Source organism: Labrys miyagiensis, from assembly GCF_030160835.1.
GTDB classification, from domain to species: domain Bacteria; phylum Pseudomonadota; class Alphaproteobacteria; order Rhizobiales; family Labraceae; genus Labrys; species Labrys miyagiensis.
Genome location: NZ_BSPC01000024.1, coordinates 1 through 16677, shown reverse-complemented (window position 1 = coordinate 16677; position 16677 = coordinate 1). Strand labels below are relative to the sequence as shown.

The 16677-nt window shown below is 58.0% G+C and carries 15 protein-coding genes and 2 pseudogenes; 14 read left to right on the top strand and 3 right to left on the bottom strand.

Annotated elements, in window-relative coordinates:
• Positions 1-208: 208 nt before the first annotated feature.
• The 3 genes from QQL24_RS13325 (at position 209) to QQL24_RS13315 (ending at position 2082) form a co-directional block, all read left to right on the top strand.
• Positions 209-793, top strand: coding sequence for a TetR/AcrR family transcriptional regulator (locus QQL24_RS13325; RefSeq protein ID WP_284312627.1), 585 nt, complete (start codon positions 209-211; stop codon positions 791-793).
• A gap of 91 nt (positions 794-884) precedes the next feature.
• Positions 885-1460: a DUF308 domain-containing protein gene (locus tag QQL24_RS13320; RefSeq protein WP_284312626.1), complete on the top strand. Its 576-nt coding sequence runs from the start codon at positions 885-887 to the stop codon at positions 1458-1460.
• Between the two features lie 106 nt (positions 1461-1566).
• Positions 1567-2082, top strand: coding sequence for a hypothetical protein (locus tag QQL24_RS13315; protein WP_284312624.1), 516 nt, complete (start codon positions 1567-1569; stop codon positions 2080-2082).
• 90 nt (positions 2083-2172) lie between these two features.
• On the opposite strand, the pseudogene QQL24_RS13310 reads toward QQL24_RS13315, so the two are convergent.
• A pseudogene (locus tag QQL24_RS13310) lies at positions 2173-2826 on the bottom strand (ABC transporter permease); the annotation flags it as partial.
• A 1020-nt stretch (positions 2827-3846) separates the two neighbouring features.
• Between QQL24_RS13310 and QQL24_RS13305 the strand changes: the two are divergent.
• The 5 genes and pseudogenes from QQL24_RS13305 (at position 3847) to QQL24_RS13285 (ending at position 6675) form a co-directional block, all read left to right on the top strand.
• Positions 3847-4011, top strand: coding sequence for a hypothetical protein (locus QQL24_RS13305; protein WP_284312623.1), 165 nt, complete (start codon positions 3847-3849; stop codon positions 4009-4011).
• A 366-nt stretch (positions 4012-4377) separates the two neighbouring features.
• A complete protein-coding gene (locus QQL24_RS13300; RefSeq protein WP_284312622.1) occupies positions 4378-4707 on the top strand; it encodes a four-helix bundle copper-binding protein in 330 nt (109 codons plus the stop codon).
• Between the two features lie 58 nt (positions 4708-4765).
• Positions 4766-4975, top strand: a pseudogene (locus QQL24_RS13295) (PCC domain-containing protein); the annotation flags it as partial.
• A 16-nt stretch (positions 4976-4991) separates the two neighbouring features.
• Positions 4992-5252, top strand: coding sequence for an alcohol dehydrogenase catalytic domain-containing protein (locus QQL24_RS13290; RefSeq protein ID WP_284312621.1), 261 nt, complete (start codon positions 4992-4994; stop codon positions 5250-5252).
• A gap of 412 nt (positions 5253-5664) precedes the next feature.
• Positions 5665-6675 carry a peptidoglycan-binding protein gene (locus tag QQL24_RS13285; RefSeq protein WP_284312620.1) on the top strand — a complete coding sequence of 337 codons (1011 nt, stop codon included), beginning with the start codon at positions 5665-5667 and terminating at the stop codon, positions 6673-6675.
• A gap of 726 nt (positions 6676-7401) precedes the next feature.
• Here the strand turns inward: QQL24_RS13285 and QQL24_RS13280 are convergent.
• A complete protein-coding gene (locus QQL24_RS13280) occupies positions 7402-7803 on the bottom strand; it encodes a hypothetical protein (RefSeq protein ID WP_284312619.1) in 402 nt (133 codons plus the stop codon).
• Positions 7804-8132: 329 nt separating this feature from the next.
• On the opposite strand from QQL24_RS13280, the gene QQL24_RS13275 reads away from it, so the two are divergent.
• Positions 8133-8345, top strand: coding sequence for a hypothetical protein (locus tag QQL24_RS13275; RefSeq protein ID WP_284312618.1), 213 nt, complete (start codon positions 8133-8135; stop codon positions 8343-8345).
• Here the strand turns inward: QQL24_RS13275 and QQL24_RS36625 are convergent.
• Positions 8290-8712 carry a Na+/H+ antiporter NhaA gene (locus tag QQL24_RS36625; protein ID WP_431310682.1) on the bottom strand — a complete coding sequence of 141 codons (423 nt, stop codon included), beginning with the start codon at positions 8710-8712 and terminating at the stop codon, positions 8290-8292. The two genes, QQL24_RS13275 and QQL24_RS36625, sit on opposite strands and share 56 nt — an antisense overlap.
• Positions 8713-9283: 571 nt before the next feature.
• On the opposite strand from QQL24_RS36625, the gene QQL24_RS13270 reads away from it, so the two are divergent.
• From QQL24_RS13270 to QQL24_RS13250, 5 genes are all read left to right on the top strand, one after another.
• Positions 9284-9802 carry a hypothetical protein gene (locus QQL24_RS13270; protein WP_284312617.1) on the top strand — a complete coding sequence of 173 codons (519 nt, stop codon included), beginning with the start codon at positions 9284-9286 and terminating at the stop codon, positions 9800-9802.
• 53 nt (positions 9803-9855) lie between these two features.
• Positions 9856-11757, top strand: coding sequence for a SulP family inorganic anion transporter (locus QQL24_RS13265; RefSeq protein ID WP_284312616.1), 1902 nt, complete (start codon positions 9856-9858; stop codon positions 11755-11757).
• Positions 11758-12119: 362 nt separating this feature from the next.
• Positions 12120-12341, top strand: a complete 222-nt coding sequence (locus QQL24_RS13260) for a Na+/H+ antiporter NhaA (RefSeq protein ID WP_284312615.1) — start codon at positions 12120-12122, stop codon at positions 12339-12341.
• Positions 12342-12393: 52 nt separating this feature from the next.
• Complete coding sequence (locus tag QQL24_RS13255; protein ID WP_284312614.1) at positions 12394-13506, top strand: efflux RND transporter periplasmic adaptor subunit; 1113 nt, start codon at positions 12394-12396, stop codon at positions 13504-13506.
• A 6-nt stretch (positions 13507-13512) separates the two neighbouring features.
• The coding region (locus QQL24_RS13250) for an efflux RND transporter permease subunit (RefSeq protein ID WP_284312613.1) at positions 13513-16677 on the top strand (3165 nt) is incomplete at its 3' end.

Genomic DNA, 16677 nt, shown 5'->3' with positions numbered 1-16677 from the left:
AAACTCAACGCGGCCTGGTATTACTTTCAGATCGGATCACCAAGAATCGCAAAATGCTTTTGATACCAGTAAGTTAATTTAAAAATCAGCTCCTGCCTGAACGCATTTTGCTCTAGGACAAGACGATAGCGGAGGTGGCGGCATCGGTAGTTTGTCGCTCAGCCCAAAAAGGACTTGACAGCCATCCTACTAGAAGGTAGGTAACGGCATGAGTAATTTGTCGACCACCTCCGATGACATCCTGGCTTGCGCGCGTTCGCTGATCGTCGCTGGCGGCTATAACGGTTTCAGTTATGCCGACATTGCGGATGTGGTCGGTATTCGTAAGGCGAGCATCCATCACCATTTCCCAAGCAAGGTCGATCTGGTTCGGACGTTGGTTGCACGCTATCGGGAGGAAGCTGAAGCGGGGATCGCCAATCTCGAACTTCAGGTGTCCAATCCGTTCGAACAGCTCCGGTCCTACGTTGGTTATTGGGAAGCGTGCATCGCGGACGCCAGCGCTCCGTTTTGTGTCTGCGCGCTGTTGGCAGGCCAACTCCCCGTCCTGCCGGAGGAAGTTGGATTGGAGGTCAGGGCACATTTCCGCTCGCTATCGGAGTGGCTGACCTCCGTGATGGAGCGCGGCGCGCGGCACGGCCAACTTCAACTGACCCATACCCCACGCGCCGAGGCCGAGGCATTCATGGCGACGGTTCACGGGGCGATGCTTTCGGCGAGAGCCTATGGTGATACGAAGATCTTCGGCGTCGTGACAGGCCCGCTGTTGGAGCGGCTCGCTTTGCCGGTGTGAAACGTCGGGCTCTGCTGGCGCCGGATCAGACGTTTGAAGTAGCCGGCGGAGCTTGTCCTCATTGGCTACCTACTAGTTGGAAGGAATCTCGATGACGAACAACCGACCGAATTTCGCTCCTGCCAGCCAAGAGCAATGGTTGAAGCGCTACTTTTCTGTTCGCACAGCGTTTTCCGCTCTGTGGGTGGTGGCCGCATTTACTATCGGGCAGCAATCCTCGCCCATCGGAGCGGTTTTGCTGGTGGCATATCCCGCATGGGACGCTCTGGCCAATTACATCGATGCGTTGCGTAGCGGAGGATTGAGCCGCAATCGCACGCAGATGATCAATGTCGTCGTCAGTGCGGCGACAACACTCGCAGTCATTCTCGCACTGACGATGAGCATGAATTGGGTGATCGGGGTGTTCGGCCTCTGGGCAATCCTGTCCGGCTTGCTTCAACTCGGCACTGCAGCCCGCCGTTGGAAAAGCCACGACGGGCAGTGGGCGATGATCTTGAGTGGAGCGCAATCCGCGCTGGCAGGCACATTCTTCATCGTTCAGGCGCGAATGCCGATGCCTCAATCCATCACCAACGTGGCCGGCTATGCAGCAGTAGGTGCGTCCTATTTCCTGCTTTCAGCCATATGGCTGACCGTGAGCCAACTGCGGAGGAGGGCCACGTAGGCCCGATCCCATCACAGCTATCGCTGAACCGATCGGACGTGTTGCCAGCCGGCACCGCCTCACTCGCTGAATTATCGACCTCATACTGAACACGAAGGAGACGGAGATGTTTGGAATCTCACCTATCGGCTGGGTGCATACGCTCGGCAGCTTGCCCGCAATTCCCTTGGCTATCTATATGTTTGCTCGCCACGGACGGATTGTGCCTCGCTCAAGGCCCGGGGTCGCTTATTTCGTCTCGATGTTGATCGGCGCGGTTACGGTATTCCTCGTCGCGCATCAGCCGGTGAGCTATGGGATTGGTGCGGTAACGATCCTGCTGCTGCTCGCCGGATATATCATCGGTCGGATCCCGAGCTTTGGGCGAGCGTGCAAGTACCTCGAGACGCTCTTCCTCAGCCTGACGGCATTTCTGCTGATGTTGCCGACCGTGACCGAAATCCTGCGCCGCGTGCCAGACGGCCACCCCCTAGTCACCGATCTGAACTCACCGTTGCTCCTCGGCTCTCAAGCCAGCCTTCTCGTCATTCTCATTGTTGGCCTGACGGCCCAAATCATTCATTTGCGCAGGCAAAGCAAGCTCGCGGCATTTGCTTCGCCAGCCAAGTTGTCCGCCGAATAATATCGGACGGCGGATAATGCGGCGACCCTGACAACATCAAAAGATGTCTGGTGAGCTGTGCCAGACCGGCCGGCTCCAGACCCGCACGGCCTAGCCCCGTCTCCGTCTAAGACCATCAAAATAGACGATCACGATAATCAGGCCGCCGGTGATGATGAACTGCCAGAAGGAGTTGATGCTGAGTAAATTGGCGCCATTGTTAATGGTCGTCAGCAGGAAGGATCCCACCAGTGGCCCGAGTACCGAGCCGACGGCACCAAACAAACTGGTTCCGCCAATGACGGATGAGGCGATAGCCTTAAGCTCCCAGCCCTGCCCCTGGGTAGCATTGCCGGTACCGATGCGTTGCGCCAGCAGGATGCCAACAAAGGCCGCGCAGAAGGCCGACAGTGAGTAGGCAATGTAGATCATCAGACGGGTGTTGACGCCGCTCAGCCGCGCAGCCTCCATATTGGAGCCAATTGCATAGAGATAGCGACCCCAGCGGCTGTGATGAAGAAAGATATAGGCCGGTATCGCGACAACGATGACCATCCAGAAGAGATTGGGGACACCAAGAAAGTCGTTGCGGGAAAACTGCGTGAAGGCGTCGTTGGTTATATTGATGCTGGCGCCGTTGGTGATCAGGAGGCCTGCGCCGAACAGCACCTGCAACGAAGCCAATGTCATGATGAAGGGCGGCAGGCCGAGCTGGACGATACCGAAAGCATGAAACATGCCGACGGCCCAGCCGAAGCCGAGCGTGATCAACACATCAATACCTATAGTAATAATAGCGATGAGGGTGATAATAATAGATATGCGGTCTGTAGTAATACCGATGATAATAGTGAGGATGATAATAATAGTGGTGTACGTAGTAATGATGATAGTAGTGGCGTCTGTAGTAATAATATGCCTGTTGGGTCGGGCCAGGGCTGCTGTGCTCGCCCGTCGCTTGTTTCGAACTATCAATTGGTGCGACGGTCAATGCCGAGGATGGTGTTGACGCGATTGCCAATCCCAACACTATCATAGTAGCGGCGAACAACGCTCTGATGGAAAGGCGCATTTCTTCTTCCCTAACCAATGGCACAATTCAGCCTGTCTTAGTTATGGCACGCCCGTGAGAAATTCCTATTGTCCTTTGAATACCAAAGGAAAATAAGTTGTCTTGGTGAGTTAACCTCGTTGGTAGCAGGGACGAGGGCTTGAGGTAATCTAGCCACGCCCATTCGGCCGCTGCAAAATCGCCGCTCACCCATTGCAGATCCGCCGCGCAACAAAATGCGCTACGAGGCGTTGTAGCCGCGTCGGTAGATTGACCTCGCCCGACCGGGCCTGGCGGTTTTCGTGAGCGCTCAGCCGATAACCGCCAGGCCGCCGCAAGAAATGGGAGGTTGTGAATTAGAGGGCATCCAATGATTTTCTCCAGCCTGATTCTGCTGCCCCTCCGATGGCACGAGAAGCGCCTGGCGCGACGCCGCTTGCGGCGCGCTTTTTTTGCTCGCTCCGCTCGGAGAGGAAGCAGGCTGCCGTGGGTGTGGTGGAAATAGTCGGCAATGGCGAATGCGACGGATAGGTTCCAGGCTTACGGCTCCTTATCAAATAGGTACACATTCAGGAAGAAAATGTGTAAGAACTGTTACAGGGGCGCTATCATCTCATGATTCCGTGCCTTTGATTACTGCCACGACCCGCGAAATGCAGGCGCGCGTGGCGTACTGGGAGGCCTGCTAAATGGGTTCCTTGCGAGGCTACGTCTACGAGAGCATTAGCCCTTGCATGCCGATCGTGGCACTTGTTTTCGATCAGACCGATAGCGTCGTCGAATCCAAGGTTGTCGACACCGCGGAAGAAGGCGCGCAATTCATTGCACTTGCGCTCACCGCCTGTGACCGAGTTGAGGAGGTATGCGGAGCGATTGCTGAAGTAACATTGCCTATGTGATCAGGCGGTGATCGTCTTTCCCATACTAGCCAGCCCGTTGTTATGACGGCCGCACTTCAGGTATGAAGCCTGCCCCTGGTGTCCTGTCCGTTGTTCCCGGCAAGATCCTGCGCTTCTGCATGTGAACCGCTCTTGAGCACTCTCACGATCATTTCTGTCGGCTCGCGATCCGGGCGATGCGCGCGAGCTATGATGCCTTCGCGCGTATGAACCATGTAGGCGCGATAGCACGTGTCCACGTCGTGCTTGGCCATCGCGAAAAATTACGCCGCGCCCGCCCGGCTCCTTCAAAGTTGCTCCGCAATGGCCTCTCAGGAACCACGCGAGCGGCGGGGCGTTACTGTGAAAATCCGCGCGAGGTGCAATATGGCTTTGTCCCCGGAAATGCAAAAGTCCGTCGACGTCTGCCTGAACTGCTACAAGACCTGTCTCGGCATGGCCATGAATCACTGCCTGGAGAACGGCGGCGAGCACGTAGCGCCAGCGCACTTCCGGCTGATGATGGCCTGCGCGGAGATATGCCGGACCTCGGCGCACTTCATGCTGATCTCCTCGCCGCATCACAAGCACACCTGCCGGGAGTGCGCCGAGATCTGCGCGGAGTGCGCAAAAGACTGCGAACGGCTCGACGGCATGGAGGAATGCGTCGCGGCCTGCCGAGCCTGCGCCGAGTCCTGCAGCGCCATGGCAGCGTGAGGCTGACTTGAAAAGCCAACGGATTGCAGCAGAGGGCAGGGCCGAGATCCTCGTTGTCGTGCTCGACGACGGCGGGGAAGCGTTCTCCGCGTTGCTGGAGTTCGCCCGAGAGGAGGGCGTTTCCGCCGCGTCGCTGACGGCGATCGGCGCGTTCTCGTGTGCGACTATCGGCTGGTTCGACTTTGCCACCAAGTCCTACAAGGAGATCGCGGTCGACGAGCAGTGCGAGGTCCTGGGCGCCATCGGCGACGTGGCTATTGGTGACGACGGCAAGGCGAGCCTGCATGTCCACATGGCGTTCGGACTGTCGGACGGGTCGACGCGCGGCGACTCCACCTCCTCAAAAGTACCCGGCGGTCAAGGAAGACCGCCTGCCGCACACACTCGGGCGCAACGTCTCTGGCGTCGTCGAGAAGTGCGGCGCGCCGGCCACTGCCTTCAAGGTCGGCGACGAGGTCTTCGGCATGGTCAGCATCAACGGCGGCCGCTACGTCGAGAAGGTGGTACTCGACCAGTGCCGCGGTCTCGCCCGAGGGAGCAATTGAAGAGACGATACGGATCTTTCTGCAACGCTATCGGCGCACATAATCCAAAGGGCCCGGGTCACATCAGAAAGTTCGCATAACGTCTGTCATGGCTGGGCGCTGGTGGACCAGAAGAATGCTTCGACCCGCGGTGTGAGACGTTGGTTTGGCTGCGAGATGCGCCTAAGCTGCGAGCCGCGGGATGGTGTCTTACGCAATGCGTTGTTCTGACCTTGAGTGGTAGAACACGGCGCGTCGGGGTTGATGAATATCAGTGATGGAACATGATCAATTGGCGCCAATGGCGTAATAGCCACAACCGAGAAACTGCGCCAATGGCTGCTCGAATGTAAATCAACCAGACTGCCTAAACATTTGTACTTGGGCTTGCGTCGTTCTAACCTCCAAAGGAGATTTCCTCGGAGTGCAAGCCATGGCTCGATTTTTGATGATGCCGGCGGTCGGCAGTTGCATTCCGATGTCCGAATTGCCTGCTGCTTTCGACGGAGCGATATCGATTATTAAGCCGGTTGGTCAGGGCCCGCTGGCACGCAATCTTCCGGACGACGTCAAGACCATTCAGGAGGCGCTCAATCAGGTCACCGTCAACGGACTGCCGGGAGGGCCGATACCCTTTCTGGTTGTCGATGGAATAGTGGGTCCAAAGACCGTGGCCGCGATCATCAACTTCCAGCGTCTGCAGGTAAGAGAAATGGGCAACCCCGATGGTGTCGTGGAGCCCGGTAAGAAGACCATCCTTCACCTCAACCAGATTGTGACGCCGCAATCTAAATTTGACCTCAATGCGAAGCTGGCTCTGGTCTTGCCTCGCGCTAGAGCGGCGCTTTCGGCAGCCGTGCGCAACATCACAGCCGTTATTACGGGCGGACCGGGTGCCGCTCCACTCGCCGAAGACAGGCTCAACCGGCATTTTCTTCTTAATAGGCTCGACCCGGCCGGGCAGAGCGCCGCTCGTGTTACGCTTTTCGAAACGTTCAGCGAAATGGGGTTCGTAATAGACCGGCCCGATCTTTTTGGCATGTTTGGCGCAATCGAGGCCTTCGATGTCGATCCGAACAACGCCAAGATCGCTCTCACGACGCCAGAGGGTGTTTTCGAGCCGCCGCTGATTAACGGGGAGGACAATCCGGCGAGACATATTCGCCTCGGCTTTGGTTTCTTCGCGCCTTCAGTCAGCCCGGACTTCGGCGCCTTTATCATCATGCACGAGCTATCGCATTTCACCGGTCGCCGTGACGGCGAGTCGATCGAGGACAATGGACGCGGCTGGTTCAACGACACGTTTATCGTACCTCTCGGCGCTGCGGCGCGTCTCCTCAACGCCGACAGTTACGCAGGCTTCGCCTTCGAATGCCTGACGGAGAGCTCGACCAAGCCACCCTTCGTCAAGACCGCGCCGGGCGGCCTTGGTGGTGCTCGCTGAGAGGTCGCTGACCGCTTCCATCTCCTTCAAAACCTACGTGAGGCGATCGAGACCCGACTGAGCCGCGATGAGGTCCGCGAGGTCGGCGTTGCCTTCAAGCGTATGGCCGAGGAGATCAGCTACCATACTGGGGTGACGATACGAAAGTGACCATTGCGTACCGCTCATGAGAACAGGAATGGAACTACGCCGCCAGCAGTGAGGCAATCCTGCGAAGTGGGGATCGGAACAAGATTTGCTCCCTCAGACACGCTTAGTGGAACCAAATGCAGACCGGATGATCCGAGTTCGCAGGCAAGGCTTGGAAAAGGCCTGAAATACACGACATTCGACATAAAGGCAGGGCAAAGTCTTCCTGACGCAATTCAAAGGGAGCTGAACGAGCGGCCTCTCAACTGTTTGGAAAACCTGAGCTATTGGCTTAGCGTGCCTGAGGGAACAGATCTTGTTCCGACCCCAAGCCTGAGCGACCGGAAGCCTTCAGGCATCTGGTGTTCTGCATCCCATGTGTAGATGCCTGTCAGATTGGGATCGGAACAAGAGCTGCTCAAAATCGTACGTTAAGAGGACAGGTTTCGAAAAAGCGGCCACGAATGCGACAATTTGGGCAATAATTGGTTCTCAGGAGACCGTTGCCGCTTAAGGCTGGTTTCCTCCTAAGCGTCTGAAAACTCTAGCGTATTTCGTTAGCGTACGATTTCGCACTACTCTTGTTCTGACCCCTGGCTACGTGTTCGCACGCCCTGAAGAAGGATCGTCGATCGCCTTGCCGAACCGTTCCAGTTCCAGGGCGTAACAGAAAAGCGCAAACAGGATCGCCATAACGATCAGCAACTTCAACATCGCCTGCCCAAGAGGGGGAAACATATCAAATTCCGGGACATGCCGGAAGAAGATCACGGAAAAGAGCGCACCGCCGAAAAAGAAACTGACACGGCTGGCGAACATCACGAGGTGCCCGACGGGCGCGCTTCGAAACGGCACATGGATTGTAACCCAACGATATCTGAGCCAATAGCTGCCTTGAAGCGCGATGGCGCCGGCTATGATCGCCGCTTGTGTCAAAGGATCGATGTCCTGCTGCACGCCAGGGTTTGAAATCAGTTGCAGGAAGATCGGGAGGATCATCCAAAACAGGAGGGACGCGAACAAGGTTTGGGCTATGAGCAAGATTGCGCAGGCGGCGACTGGTCCGGATGATCGATGCATAGGAGGACCTATGGCCGGGTTGTTCCCAGTTCAATCTCCCTCCGTTTGCAAATCTTGTCCAGTGACGCCACGACGGCGTGCATTTCGACAGCCAATCCGCGGCAGGTCAAAAGTGGACCGTGTCTAAGAATGCCCCGACCGGCGGCCAGTTCTCGCTTCGTGCGCATTTTCCCCTATCGCGCATATGATGCCCGAGCGACCGTCAGTCGGAGATGGACCGCGTGATAGACCTACGGAGGGAAGAGACCATGAGACGGACGATTGAGGTGAAGCTGGACGTCTGGACCAAAGTGCTGCTCGGTCTCGTCGCGCTCGGATTGATCGGAAATGCGATCGTTCAGGTCCATGTGGTGACGCCAGCATTGGCGCAGCTACAGACTGTGACGGTGAGTGGAAATCTCGGTCTTATGAATGCTGCGAAAACCACTCTGATGATTCAATGTCCCGACTGCCGCAAATAGCTATCTGCAAGCTCTGAAAGCCTGGGGCCACGTTCACGTCACCTCGCCAGCCGCGAAAGGTCGCTCGGCGAAGGCGCGCTGCTGGAATTCGGCTGCCTGCTTCCCGGTCTCCTGAGACGCGTAGCAGCAGATATCCGCAAAGACAGGAGAGGATCGACCCCGGGAACACCCCGAGCCTGATCCCCGTCGCTCGCGCCCGATCGGCGAAAGCCAACGAGCCGATGAAATGGCCCATCGTGAAACCGATCCCCGTCAGCGGGCCCACGCCATAGGATGCGGCCGACGCGATGTGGTGCGGCGGACGGCAGAGCTTCGGTTTGATGGCGGCCCAGGATGCACCGAAATGCGCCGTTATCACGATGATCATGGAGCCGTCGCGACCGCCAGAACAGGGACAGTTCGAAACCGCCGCGAGCGGCTGACACCGTAGTTGCCACATTGGGGATCCTTCGACGCGACTGTCGAAGTTTGGTGGGTTCCTTGAGCTCGAAGAGGCTGGCGGCCGAAAGAGAGCTGTCGCATTGGAGCCGCGCCGCGTTGCCGTCGACGACAACTAATCAGGCGATCTTGGTTGTCTTGTCCAAAAATTGGAAGAAGAGTACAGGTGGTCGGTTGCCGATAGTTTTATTGTGGCAATAATTGACTCGAGCCGGACCCACGCTGCGACGGAGGCAAGGCACTGGGTTGAAACACTTGCGTGTTGGCATCTGATCTAGGGCGCGATTGGTCATCGCAGCCATGAGGCCGCGCAACGCCTGGTTTCCGCGCTTGCTCGGGCCCCTACTCTTCATTCGGAGGTGGAGGACTGGAAGGGAAAATCGCGGCGAGCCGGGCTTCGACACCGCGACGACGTCCTCCGAGTATAACGGTGCGGCTCTTGATGAATTTGGCCCAGGGCGCATCGAAGCCGCCCATGCCAGAACAGGACGGAACCGGACATGGGCAACGAGACTGCAGACCCGTCGCATTATGGGCCAATCACCGAGGATGAAGTGAATGCCGCCCAGACGGCGTGGTGCGACGCGCTGGTGAAGATAGGTCAGTTCTACGGCGACGGCGGTGACTACAGAGAGATTGCCAGCCGGCTCATCGACGACCTTTACGACTACAAGGACGGCACCGTATTCTTCAAGCCGACGCTTGCATTCGGAGCGAACGCCTTTCGGAGCACGAAGGAAGGCGCGCTGTCTTATTTCGTCGGCGGCAACCCGAGCTTTCCAGAGGATACAGGCTTCGCACTGAAGCGCTGGGTAAAGGTTCGCTACGACAACAACGCGGCGGAGAACGGCATCCAGATCCATGGCAACATCGCCATCACGATGGGGAATTTCTACCTGACCAGCATTGAGGGCCAAGAGATCGTCGTTGAAAAGACACTCGCGTTCCGGCGGTGCGATGACGGTAAATTACGTCTCTGTGCACACAAATCCGCACTGCCGTACGACCCGGACAAATGACTCGAACTCTGGGACCATGATCACGGCTTCGCTGTGCGCCAGAGATGCCAGCGATGACGGAGTTGGTTCCGTCGCTTCATGCCGGAAGCGATGGGCGGGTCGCGACCGATGCCGCCGTTTGGGGACTTGCCCTGCCTCGCTACTTCACAGGGGCGTCCAAGCAGTTCAAGGTTGGGGGGGTTTGGGGCTTTCAAGAAGGCGTATGCAGTTCATCGAGTCTATCTTGCGATTGCCAGCGTCTGCAGGCCAAGGGGTCAGGAGATGAAGGAGAACGCCAAGCCATGAACGTAATCGCTGATCCTCGCACCCCCGCGTCGTCCTGGAAGATCGGACGCGGTGACTTTTTCGGTGGCGTCGCAGCAGGCGTGGTGGCGCTGCCACTGGCACTCGCTTTCGGCGTAGCTTCAGGATTAGGCCCAGCGGCGGGCCTTTACGGCGCCATTGCGACCGGCATCTTCGCGGCGGTGTTTGGAGGCACGCCTGTGCAGATCACTGGTCCGACGGGGCCGATGACGCTGGTCGTGGCCGGCGTTGTAGCGACGAACACGCTTCCTTCTGGACAAGTGAACCTTCCTGTCTTGGTCGGGATTATTGTTCTTGCCGGTTTGGCGCAAGTTGTTCTTGGGATGCTCCGGGTCGGGGCCTACATCCGCTATGTTCCCTACCCAGTCATCTCAGGCTTCATGAGCGGCGTTGGGGTGATCATCATTGTTCAGCAGATATTTCCAATGCTGGGAGTGGAGCCGCCGTCTTCGAATCCTTTGTCGATCCTGCGTCAGTTGCATCTGTTGGGCGGACACATAGTATGGGGTGCCGTTGCCTTATCTGCCTTGACCATCGCGACGGTTTTGATACTGCCGCGATTCACCAAGGCGGTTCCTTCCTCGCTCGTTGCGCTGGTGGTGCTGACGGCGCTTGCGGTTTTGCTGAAGCTCGATGTTTCGGTGATCGGCGAGATACCGTCAGGATTGCCGAGACTCGTTATGCCGTCGTTCGATTTTCAGCAACTGCCGGCGCTGCTAGCCGTCGCGATCGAACTCGCATTCCTTGGAGCGATAGACTCACTGTTAACATCGCTTGTCGCTGACAACCTGACGCGCACTCAACACGACAGCAATCGCGAACTTGTTGGTCAGGGCCTGGGAAATATCGCGGCCGGCCTGATCGGCGGCATTCCCGGCGCCGGCGCTACCATGCGCACCGTCATCAACGTCGAGGCTGGCGGCAGAAGCCGTCTATCGGGTGTGATTCATGGCCTATTCCTCGCCGCCGTGCTGCTTGGCTTGTCGAGCCTCGTTCAGCATATTCCTCGGGCCGTCCTTGCAGGTCTGCTCGTTGCGGTCGGAATTGGCATCATTGACTACCGCGGCTTAAGCCATGTCCTCAAGGTGCCACGGTCGGATGCGTTCTTGATGCTCTTTGTCCTGGTGCTGACCGTAGCCACTGATCTGATCACCGCGGTGGCCGCGGGCCTCATCATAGCGTCGTTCGTCTTCATGAAGAAGATAAGCGACGTCGCGGCACGTGAGACGATGCTCACTCCGGTCGCCGATGAACCCTGGGCGGATGAACTGACCATTCCGAACGCGATCCGAGACAAGCTCTACATCAAGCACGTCGACGGGCCGCTCTTTTTCGGCTTCGCCAGCCAGTTCCTGGACATCGCCCGTCAGGCGATTCCCCAAAGCAAGCTCCTGGTTCTGCGCATGGACCGTATCTCCTACATGGACCAGACAGGTGTCTATGCGTTGAGGGATGCGCTCATCAGACTGATCGCAGCTGGAGTGCGCGTGTTGGTAGTGGGCGTTTCCGTGATCCATGTCGATCTTCTTGAGAAGCTACAGGTGATCCCAGCCGTCGTTCCCGAAGCCGACGTCTTCAGCGATTTCAATGCATTGCAGAAGGCGCTTCCCGGCATTATCAGCGAGATGCATGCGAAAACGGATCTGGGTTAGCAATGAGTCCGTCACTATTTATGGCGCCTGATTCATGGCAACCGCGGCTCGCCAATTCCGAGCGCGCCGATCCGCCCCGTCTGCCACAAACAGCGATCGGCAGGCATGGATGCCGCAGCTGCTTCCACCTTACCTTACCAGCCTGGATACGGCACCCCGCCAAGGGCCCGGGGGCATGGTCGATTGCCTCGTTCTCGGTCACCGCGCGCTTCGTCTCAGCCATTGGATAATCGGCAAGGTCATGTCACAATTAGCCGCTGAACAGCCGCCGCTTTGCCGCTGCCACCTGCCGGCGGTCCACGATCGTTTCTCCATTGCGTCAAACTGCTTAGCCCGACTGGTGAACCCAACTGGATGCGAAGATGGCCCAGAACACTGATCTCCATGGCGTCGCAATCCTGACCGGGGTGGGATTTTCCATCAGTCTCTTCATCGGCACGCTTGCATCCGAGGGCGAGCAGTTCATGGCGCAAGTTCGGCTCGGTGTTCTCTCAGCCTCGATTGTTTCGGGCCTGGCCCAGTGGCTCATGCTTAGTCTTGTAGCGCAATCCGCTGAAGGCAGAGCGGCGCGACCGCATCGTTAATTCTGAGGTGCACGACCTAGACAACAATTGGGTCACATGACGGGGTAAGGCCGTGAAAGCGGGCAAGTCCATATCGGTGCTCTTGATTTCCCTCGGCGTTGCATCCGTGCTGCCGAGCTGCGGCAAGCAGAATGAGCAGACCGAGGAGCAAGCCATTCGAGGACTGCGCACATACACGGTATCCGCCAAGGCGGAGAGTCGCGTTCGCCGATTTCCAAGCATTCTGCAGCCGGCCGACCTTAGCGTACTCTCATTCGAGATCGCTGGGCAGTTGAAAGCAATTGATTTGCAGGCTGGCCAGAGAGTTCAGTTGGGAGATGTGCTCGCGGAAATAGATCCGCGATCACTTCAGACCCAAGTCGAGCAGGCGGGCGCCAGCGTACAACAGGCCGAAGCGCAGGTCACCAATGCAGAGGCGGACTTCCAGCGCAAGCAGGAACTTCTGAGAAAAGGCTTTACGACACAGGCGATCTACGACCAGTCGAAGGCCAACCAGCTCACGGCCCAGGCCCAGCTAGATCAGGCGCGCCGTCAACTCGAACTTGCAAATCACAATCTCGACCGAAGCAAGCTGCTGGCTCCCTTCGCTGGCACCATTGCTAATGTCGAGATAAAGTCGTTCGCGCAGGTCGCAGCCGGGCAGTCGATCGTCACGCTCTACAGTGACGACCGATTCGAGATGTCATTCCTGGCACCGGCGGCGACGTTCCAGAGCCTGCGGATCGGCCAGGAGGTCGAGGTCAAGGTCGCCGACCTCCCCGACCTTTCGCTGAGAGGCGAGATCAGCGAACTCGGATCGAAGGCCGAGCAGGTCTCGGCGTTCCCCGTCGTCGTCAGGCTGGAAAACAACGTGCCCGGGTTGAATCCCGGAATGTCCGTCGAAGTCGCCTTGGAGGAACCGCTGATTGGCGGCGGCCGGGGATTCCTGTTGCCGCTGAGCGCGCTTGTGCCTGAAGGCGGCAACGATTTGCAGGGTACGGGGACAGTCTTTCTATACGACAGGTCCAGTTCGACGGTGAAGAAGACCCAGATCACTGTCGGCGGGATCCGCGACAACTATCTGGTTGTGACGCATGGCATCAGTGCGGGCGACGTTGTCGCCTCGGCCGGGGTGTCGTATCTGGCTGATAACCAAAAGGTAAAGCCTCTTTCGCTTCAGGAGTAGGCGGCCTTGAATTTTCTGACGCGCTTCGGGCTCGAACGCTCCCGATTAACGGTCGCGATCATGGCAGGCCTTCTCGTGCTTGGTATCGCGCTTTATCCCAATTTTCCCAAGCGGGAAGATCCGGTTGTGGTGATCCGCACGGCGGTCGTGACTGCGTCGTTTGCCGGAATGGCGCCCGAGCGTATAGAGAATTTCGTCGCGATCCCGATCGAACGCAAAATCCGGGAACTTGCCGAGGTCAAGGACATCCGGACCCTCGCCACCGAAGGTTCGCTGGTCATTTACGTCGATCTGAAGGACGAAGTTGGCGACGTCAATGCGACGTGGCAGCGCCTGCGCGACAAGATGGATGACGTCAAAGTGGACCTGCCGGAAGGGACGGCCGGCCCTTTCGTCAACAGCGACTTCGGAGACGTTTCGATTGCAACGATAGCGCTGACAGGCGAGGGATTCTCATATCGCGAATTGAAGGATGTCGCGGAAGACCTCCGTAAGAAGCTTTATGACTTGGCTGGTGTCGCCAAGATCGAACTTCTGGGCACGCAGGAGGAGCGCGTTTGGCTGGAGATCGACATGAAGAAACTCGCGTCGGTCGGCGTTCAACTGAATACCCTGCTCAAAGATCTCCAGGCGCAGAACATCATCCTGCCTTCCGGGAGCATCAATGCGAACGGCACGCGCGTCTTGCTGGAAACGTCTGGCGATTTTCCGAACGTGCGCGCCATCGAAACCATGCTCACGCGCGTCGGCGCCACGGACAGCTTGGTGAGGTTGTCAGATCTCGTGACGGTTCGGCGCGATTACGTCTCGCCAAAGGTCAAGCCTATCTATTTCAATGGGCGTCCTGCCGTCGTGCTGAGCGTCGTGATGCAGCCCAACCAGGATGTGACTCAGCTCGGGAAGACCCTTCGCGCCGTCGCAAGCCGGTATCTCGATGAACTCCCCATCGGCTATGCGATCGACTTTGCAACATATCAGGCAGAACAGGTCGGCGTTGCAGTGAACTCCGCACTGGCCAACGTCGGGCAGACCTTCCTCGTCGTCAGCGTCCTCGTCATCCTCTTTCTCGGGCTGCGGGCCGGGCTGATCGCGGCGATGATCGTGCCCTTTGCGGTCATGTTCTCAGTCATCGGCATGCGCACCTTCGGCATCGCACTCGAGCAGGTATCGATTGCCGCGATCATCATCGCACTCGGCCTGCTGGTCGACAACGGCGTCGTAATTGTCGAGGACGTCGTGAGTCGGGTGGGGCGGGGCGTACCGGCGAAGGAGGCCGCGCTGGCGGCAGGGGAGCAATATGCCTTTCCCCTGCTTATTTCCTCGATCACCACCGTTGCGGCCTTCCTGCCGCTATTCCTGCTGTCGGGTTCTTCCGGCGAATATGCATTCTCGCTCGGCGCCGTGGTTGCCCTCACGCTGACCGGCTCGTGGATCGCCGCGCTCTACATCCTTCCGGCATTGACGGTATGGTTGATTGGCAAGGCGGCTCATTCAGGTGTGCAGAGCGGGTCGCCCAGCCGCGTGCAGGCGATCTATGGCTCCCTGCTGCGCTTCGTGATGCCGCTCTCGCTGGTCGTCATCGGCGTTTGCATTGTGCTGGTTGCGGCGTCCATCGCGCAATTTGGATCCTTGTCCAAGCAGATGTTTCCGCTAAGCGAACGCAATCAGTTCCTGATCTACATGAACATGCCGGATGGAACCGATATCTCCGAGACCGAGGCGAGAGCCTTGGAGGTATCCAAATGGCTCGCGAACCCAGTAGAGAACCCGGAGATCGCGAGTCACATTCTTTATATCGGTGACGGAGGGCCACGATTCTATCTGACCTTGACGCCGGCTTCTCCGGACCCGGCAGCGGCGTTCTTTCTGGTCAATACCAAGGATTATCAGGGTGCCGTGCGCGCGGCCGATCGTGCTTGGAGATATCTCTACGGAGCTCACCCCGAAGCTCGCTTCAAGATCAAACGCCTGGCCATGGGCGCGGTGGAATCCGGCATCGTTGACATCGAAATCTCCGGGCCCGAGGCAAATCACCTGCTTGCACTGGGGGAGCGCGTTCGATCGCTGTTCCAGGCCGCTCCCGACATACGCGATAATGACGACGACTGGGGCAACAAGAGCCTCAAAGTCATCATCGATATCAACCAGGATCGGGCTCGGCAGCTGGGAATAACATCGGAAGATATAACCCAGATGCTGAGGACATACTTTTCTGGATCCGCTGTTTCGGTCTATCGCGAGAAGGACAACACGATCCCTATCGTACTTCGGGCGGGCGCGGAAACCAACCAGAGCCTGGAGGGTCTTACCAATGCATCCTTTTCGAAGGATGGAAGGGTCATTCCGCTTGCTCAGGTTGCGACCTTCCGGGCAGGGTTCGATTTTTCGAAGATTCGTCGGAAAAATCAGGAAAGAGCAATCATCGTGACCGGACGCAGCGCCTCGCTGACAGCCGGCGAATTGCTAAATTTCATTCAGCCCGGCTTGCAGGCATTGGATCTCTCTGGCGGGTACCGCGTAGATATCGGTGGCGAGATTCAGACGAGCGCCGAGACCAACGAAAAACTAGCGGTCGGCATCCCCGCAGCTCTCGTGGTCATGGTGATCGCGATCATCCTGCAATTCAATTCGTTCCGCCGGACCTTGCTGATCTTTGCGACGGTGCCGTTGATTCTGGTCGGCATTCCGTATGGCCTGCGGGCGACCGGGCAGCCGTTGTCGTTTTTCGGCACGCTCGGCGTCATCAGCCTGGCCGGAATCATCATCAACAACGCAATCGTGCTCATCGATCAAATCGACATCGAGCGATCGCACTTGGGCTTGTGCGAGGCAATCGTAACGGCGTCTCAGAAGCGCTTGCGTCCTATCATTCTGACTTCGGCGACAACAGTTCTCGGCCTGACGCCGATGGCGCTGGCCGGTGGCGCCCTGTGGCAGCCAATGGCGGTATTGATGATGTCGGGACTGGCCGCGGCTTCATTGCTCACGCTGATCTTTGTGCCTACCGGTTATTTCTTGCTGTTCAGGTCAGATCATGCGGCGAAGAAGGACCTCCGTGGGCTGGAGGCGGCGACGCCGGCCGTAGCGGTTACCGGCGGCGGTGGCGCTCAAGACGTAAGCGCTGTTGCGATCCCACCTTTCGGATTTGAGTGTGAAGCAGGATGTTTGAAG

Bases quoted from the DNA above. Each gene is read 5' to 3' on its own strand.
- QQL24_RS13320 (WP_284312626.1), top strand. From the start codon at position 885: ATGACGAACAACCGACCGAATTTCGCTCCTGCCAGCCAAGAGCAATGG.
- QQL24_RS13270 (WP_284312617.1), top strand. From the start codon at position 9,284: ATGGGCAACGAGACTGCAGACCCGTCGCATTATGGGCCAATCACCGAG.
- QQL24_RS13290 (WP_284312621.1), top strand. From the start codon at position 4,992: ATGTCCACATGGCGTTCGGACTGTCGGACGGGTCGACGCGCGGCGACT.
- QQL24_RS13315 (WP_284312624.1), top strand. From the start codon at position 1,567: ATGTTTGGAATCTCACCTATCGGCTGGGTGCATACGCTCGGCAGCTTG.
- QQL24_RS13285 (WP_284312620.1), top strand. From the start codon at position 5,665: ATGGCTCGATTTTTGATGATGCCGGCGGTCGGCAGTTGCATTCCGATG.
- QQL24_RS13265 (WP_284312616.1), top strand. From the start codon at position 9,856: ATGACGGAGTTGGTTCCGTCGCTTCATGCCGGAAGCGATGGGCGGGTC.
- QQL24_RS36625 (WP_431310682.1), bottom strand. From the start codon at position 8,712: ATGATCATCGTGATAACGGCGCATTTCGGTGCATCCTGGGCCGCCATC.
- QQL24_RS13300 (WP_284312622.1), top strand. From the start codon at position 4,378: ATGGCTTTGTCCCCGGAAATGCAAAAGTCCGTCGACGTCTGCCTGAAC.
- QQL24_RS13260 (WP_284312615.1), top strand. From the start codon at position 12,120: ATGGCCCAGAACACTGATCTCCATGGCGTCGCAATCCTGACCGGGGTG.
- QQL24_RS13325 (WP_284312627.1), top strand. From the start codon at position 209: ATGAGTAATTTGTCGACCACCTCCGATGACATCCTGGCTTGCGCGCGT.
- QQL24_RS13275 (WP_284312618.1), top strand. From the start codon at position 8,133: ATGAGACGGACGATTGAGGTGAAGCTGGACGTCTGGACCAAAGTGCTG.
- QQL24_RS13305 (WP_284312623.1), top strand. From the start codon at position 3,847: ATGCCGATCGTGGCACTTGTTTTCGATCAGACCGATAGCGTCGTCGAA.
- QQL24_RS13280 (WP_284312619.1), bottom strand. From the start codon at position 7,803: ATGATCCTCCCGATCTTCCTGCAACTGATTTCAAACCCTGGCGTGCAG.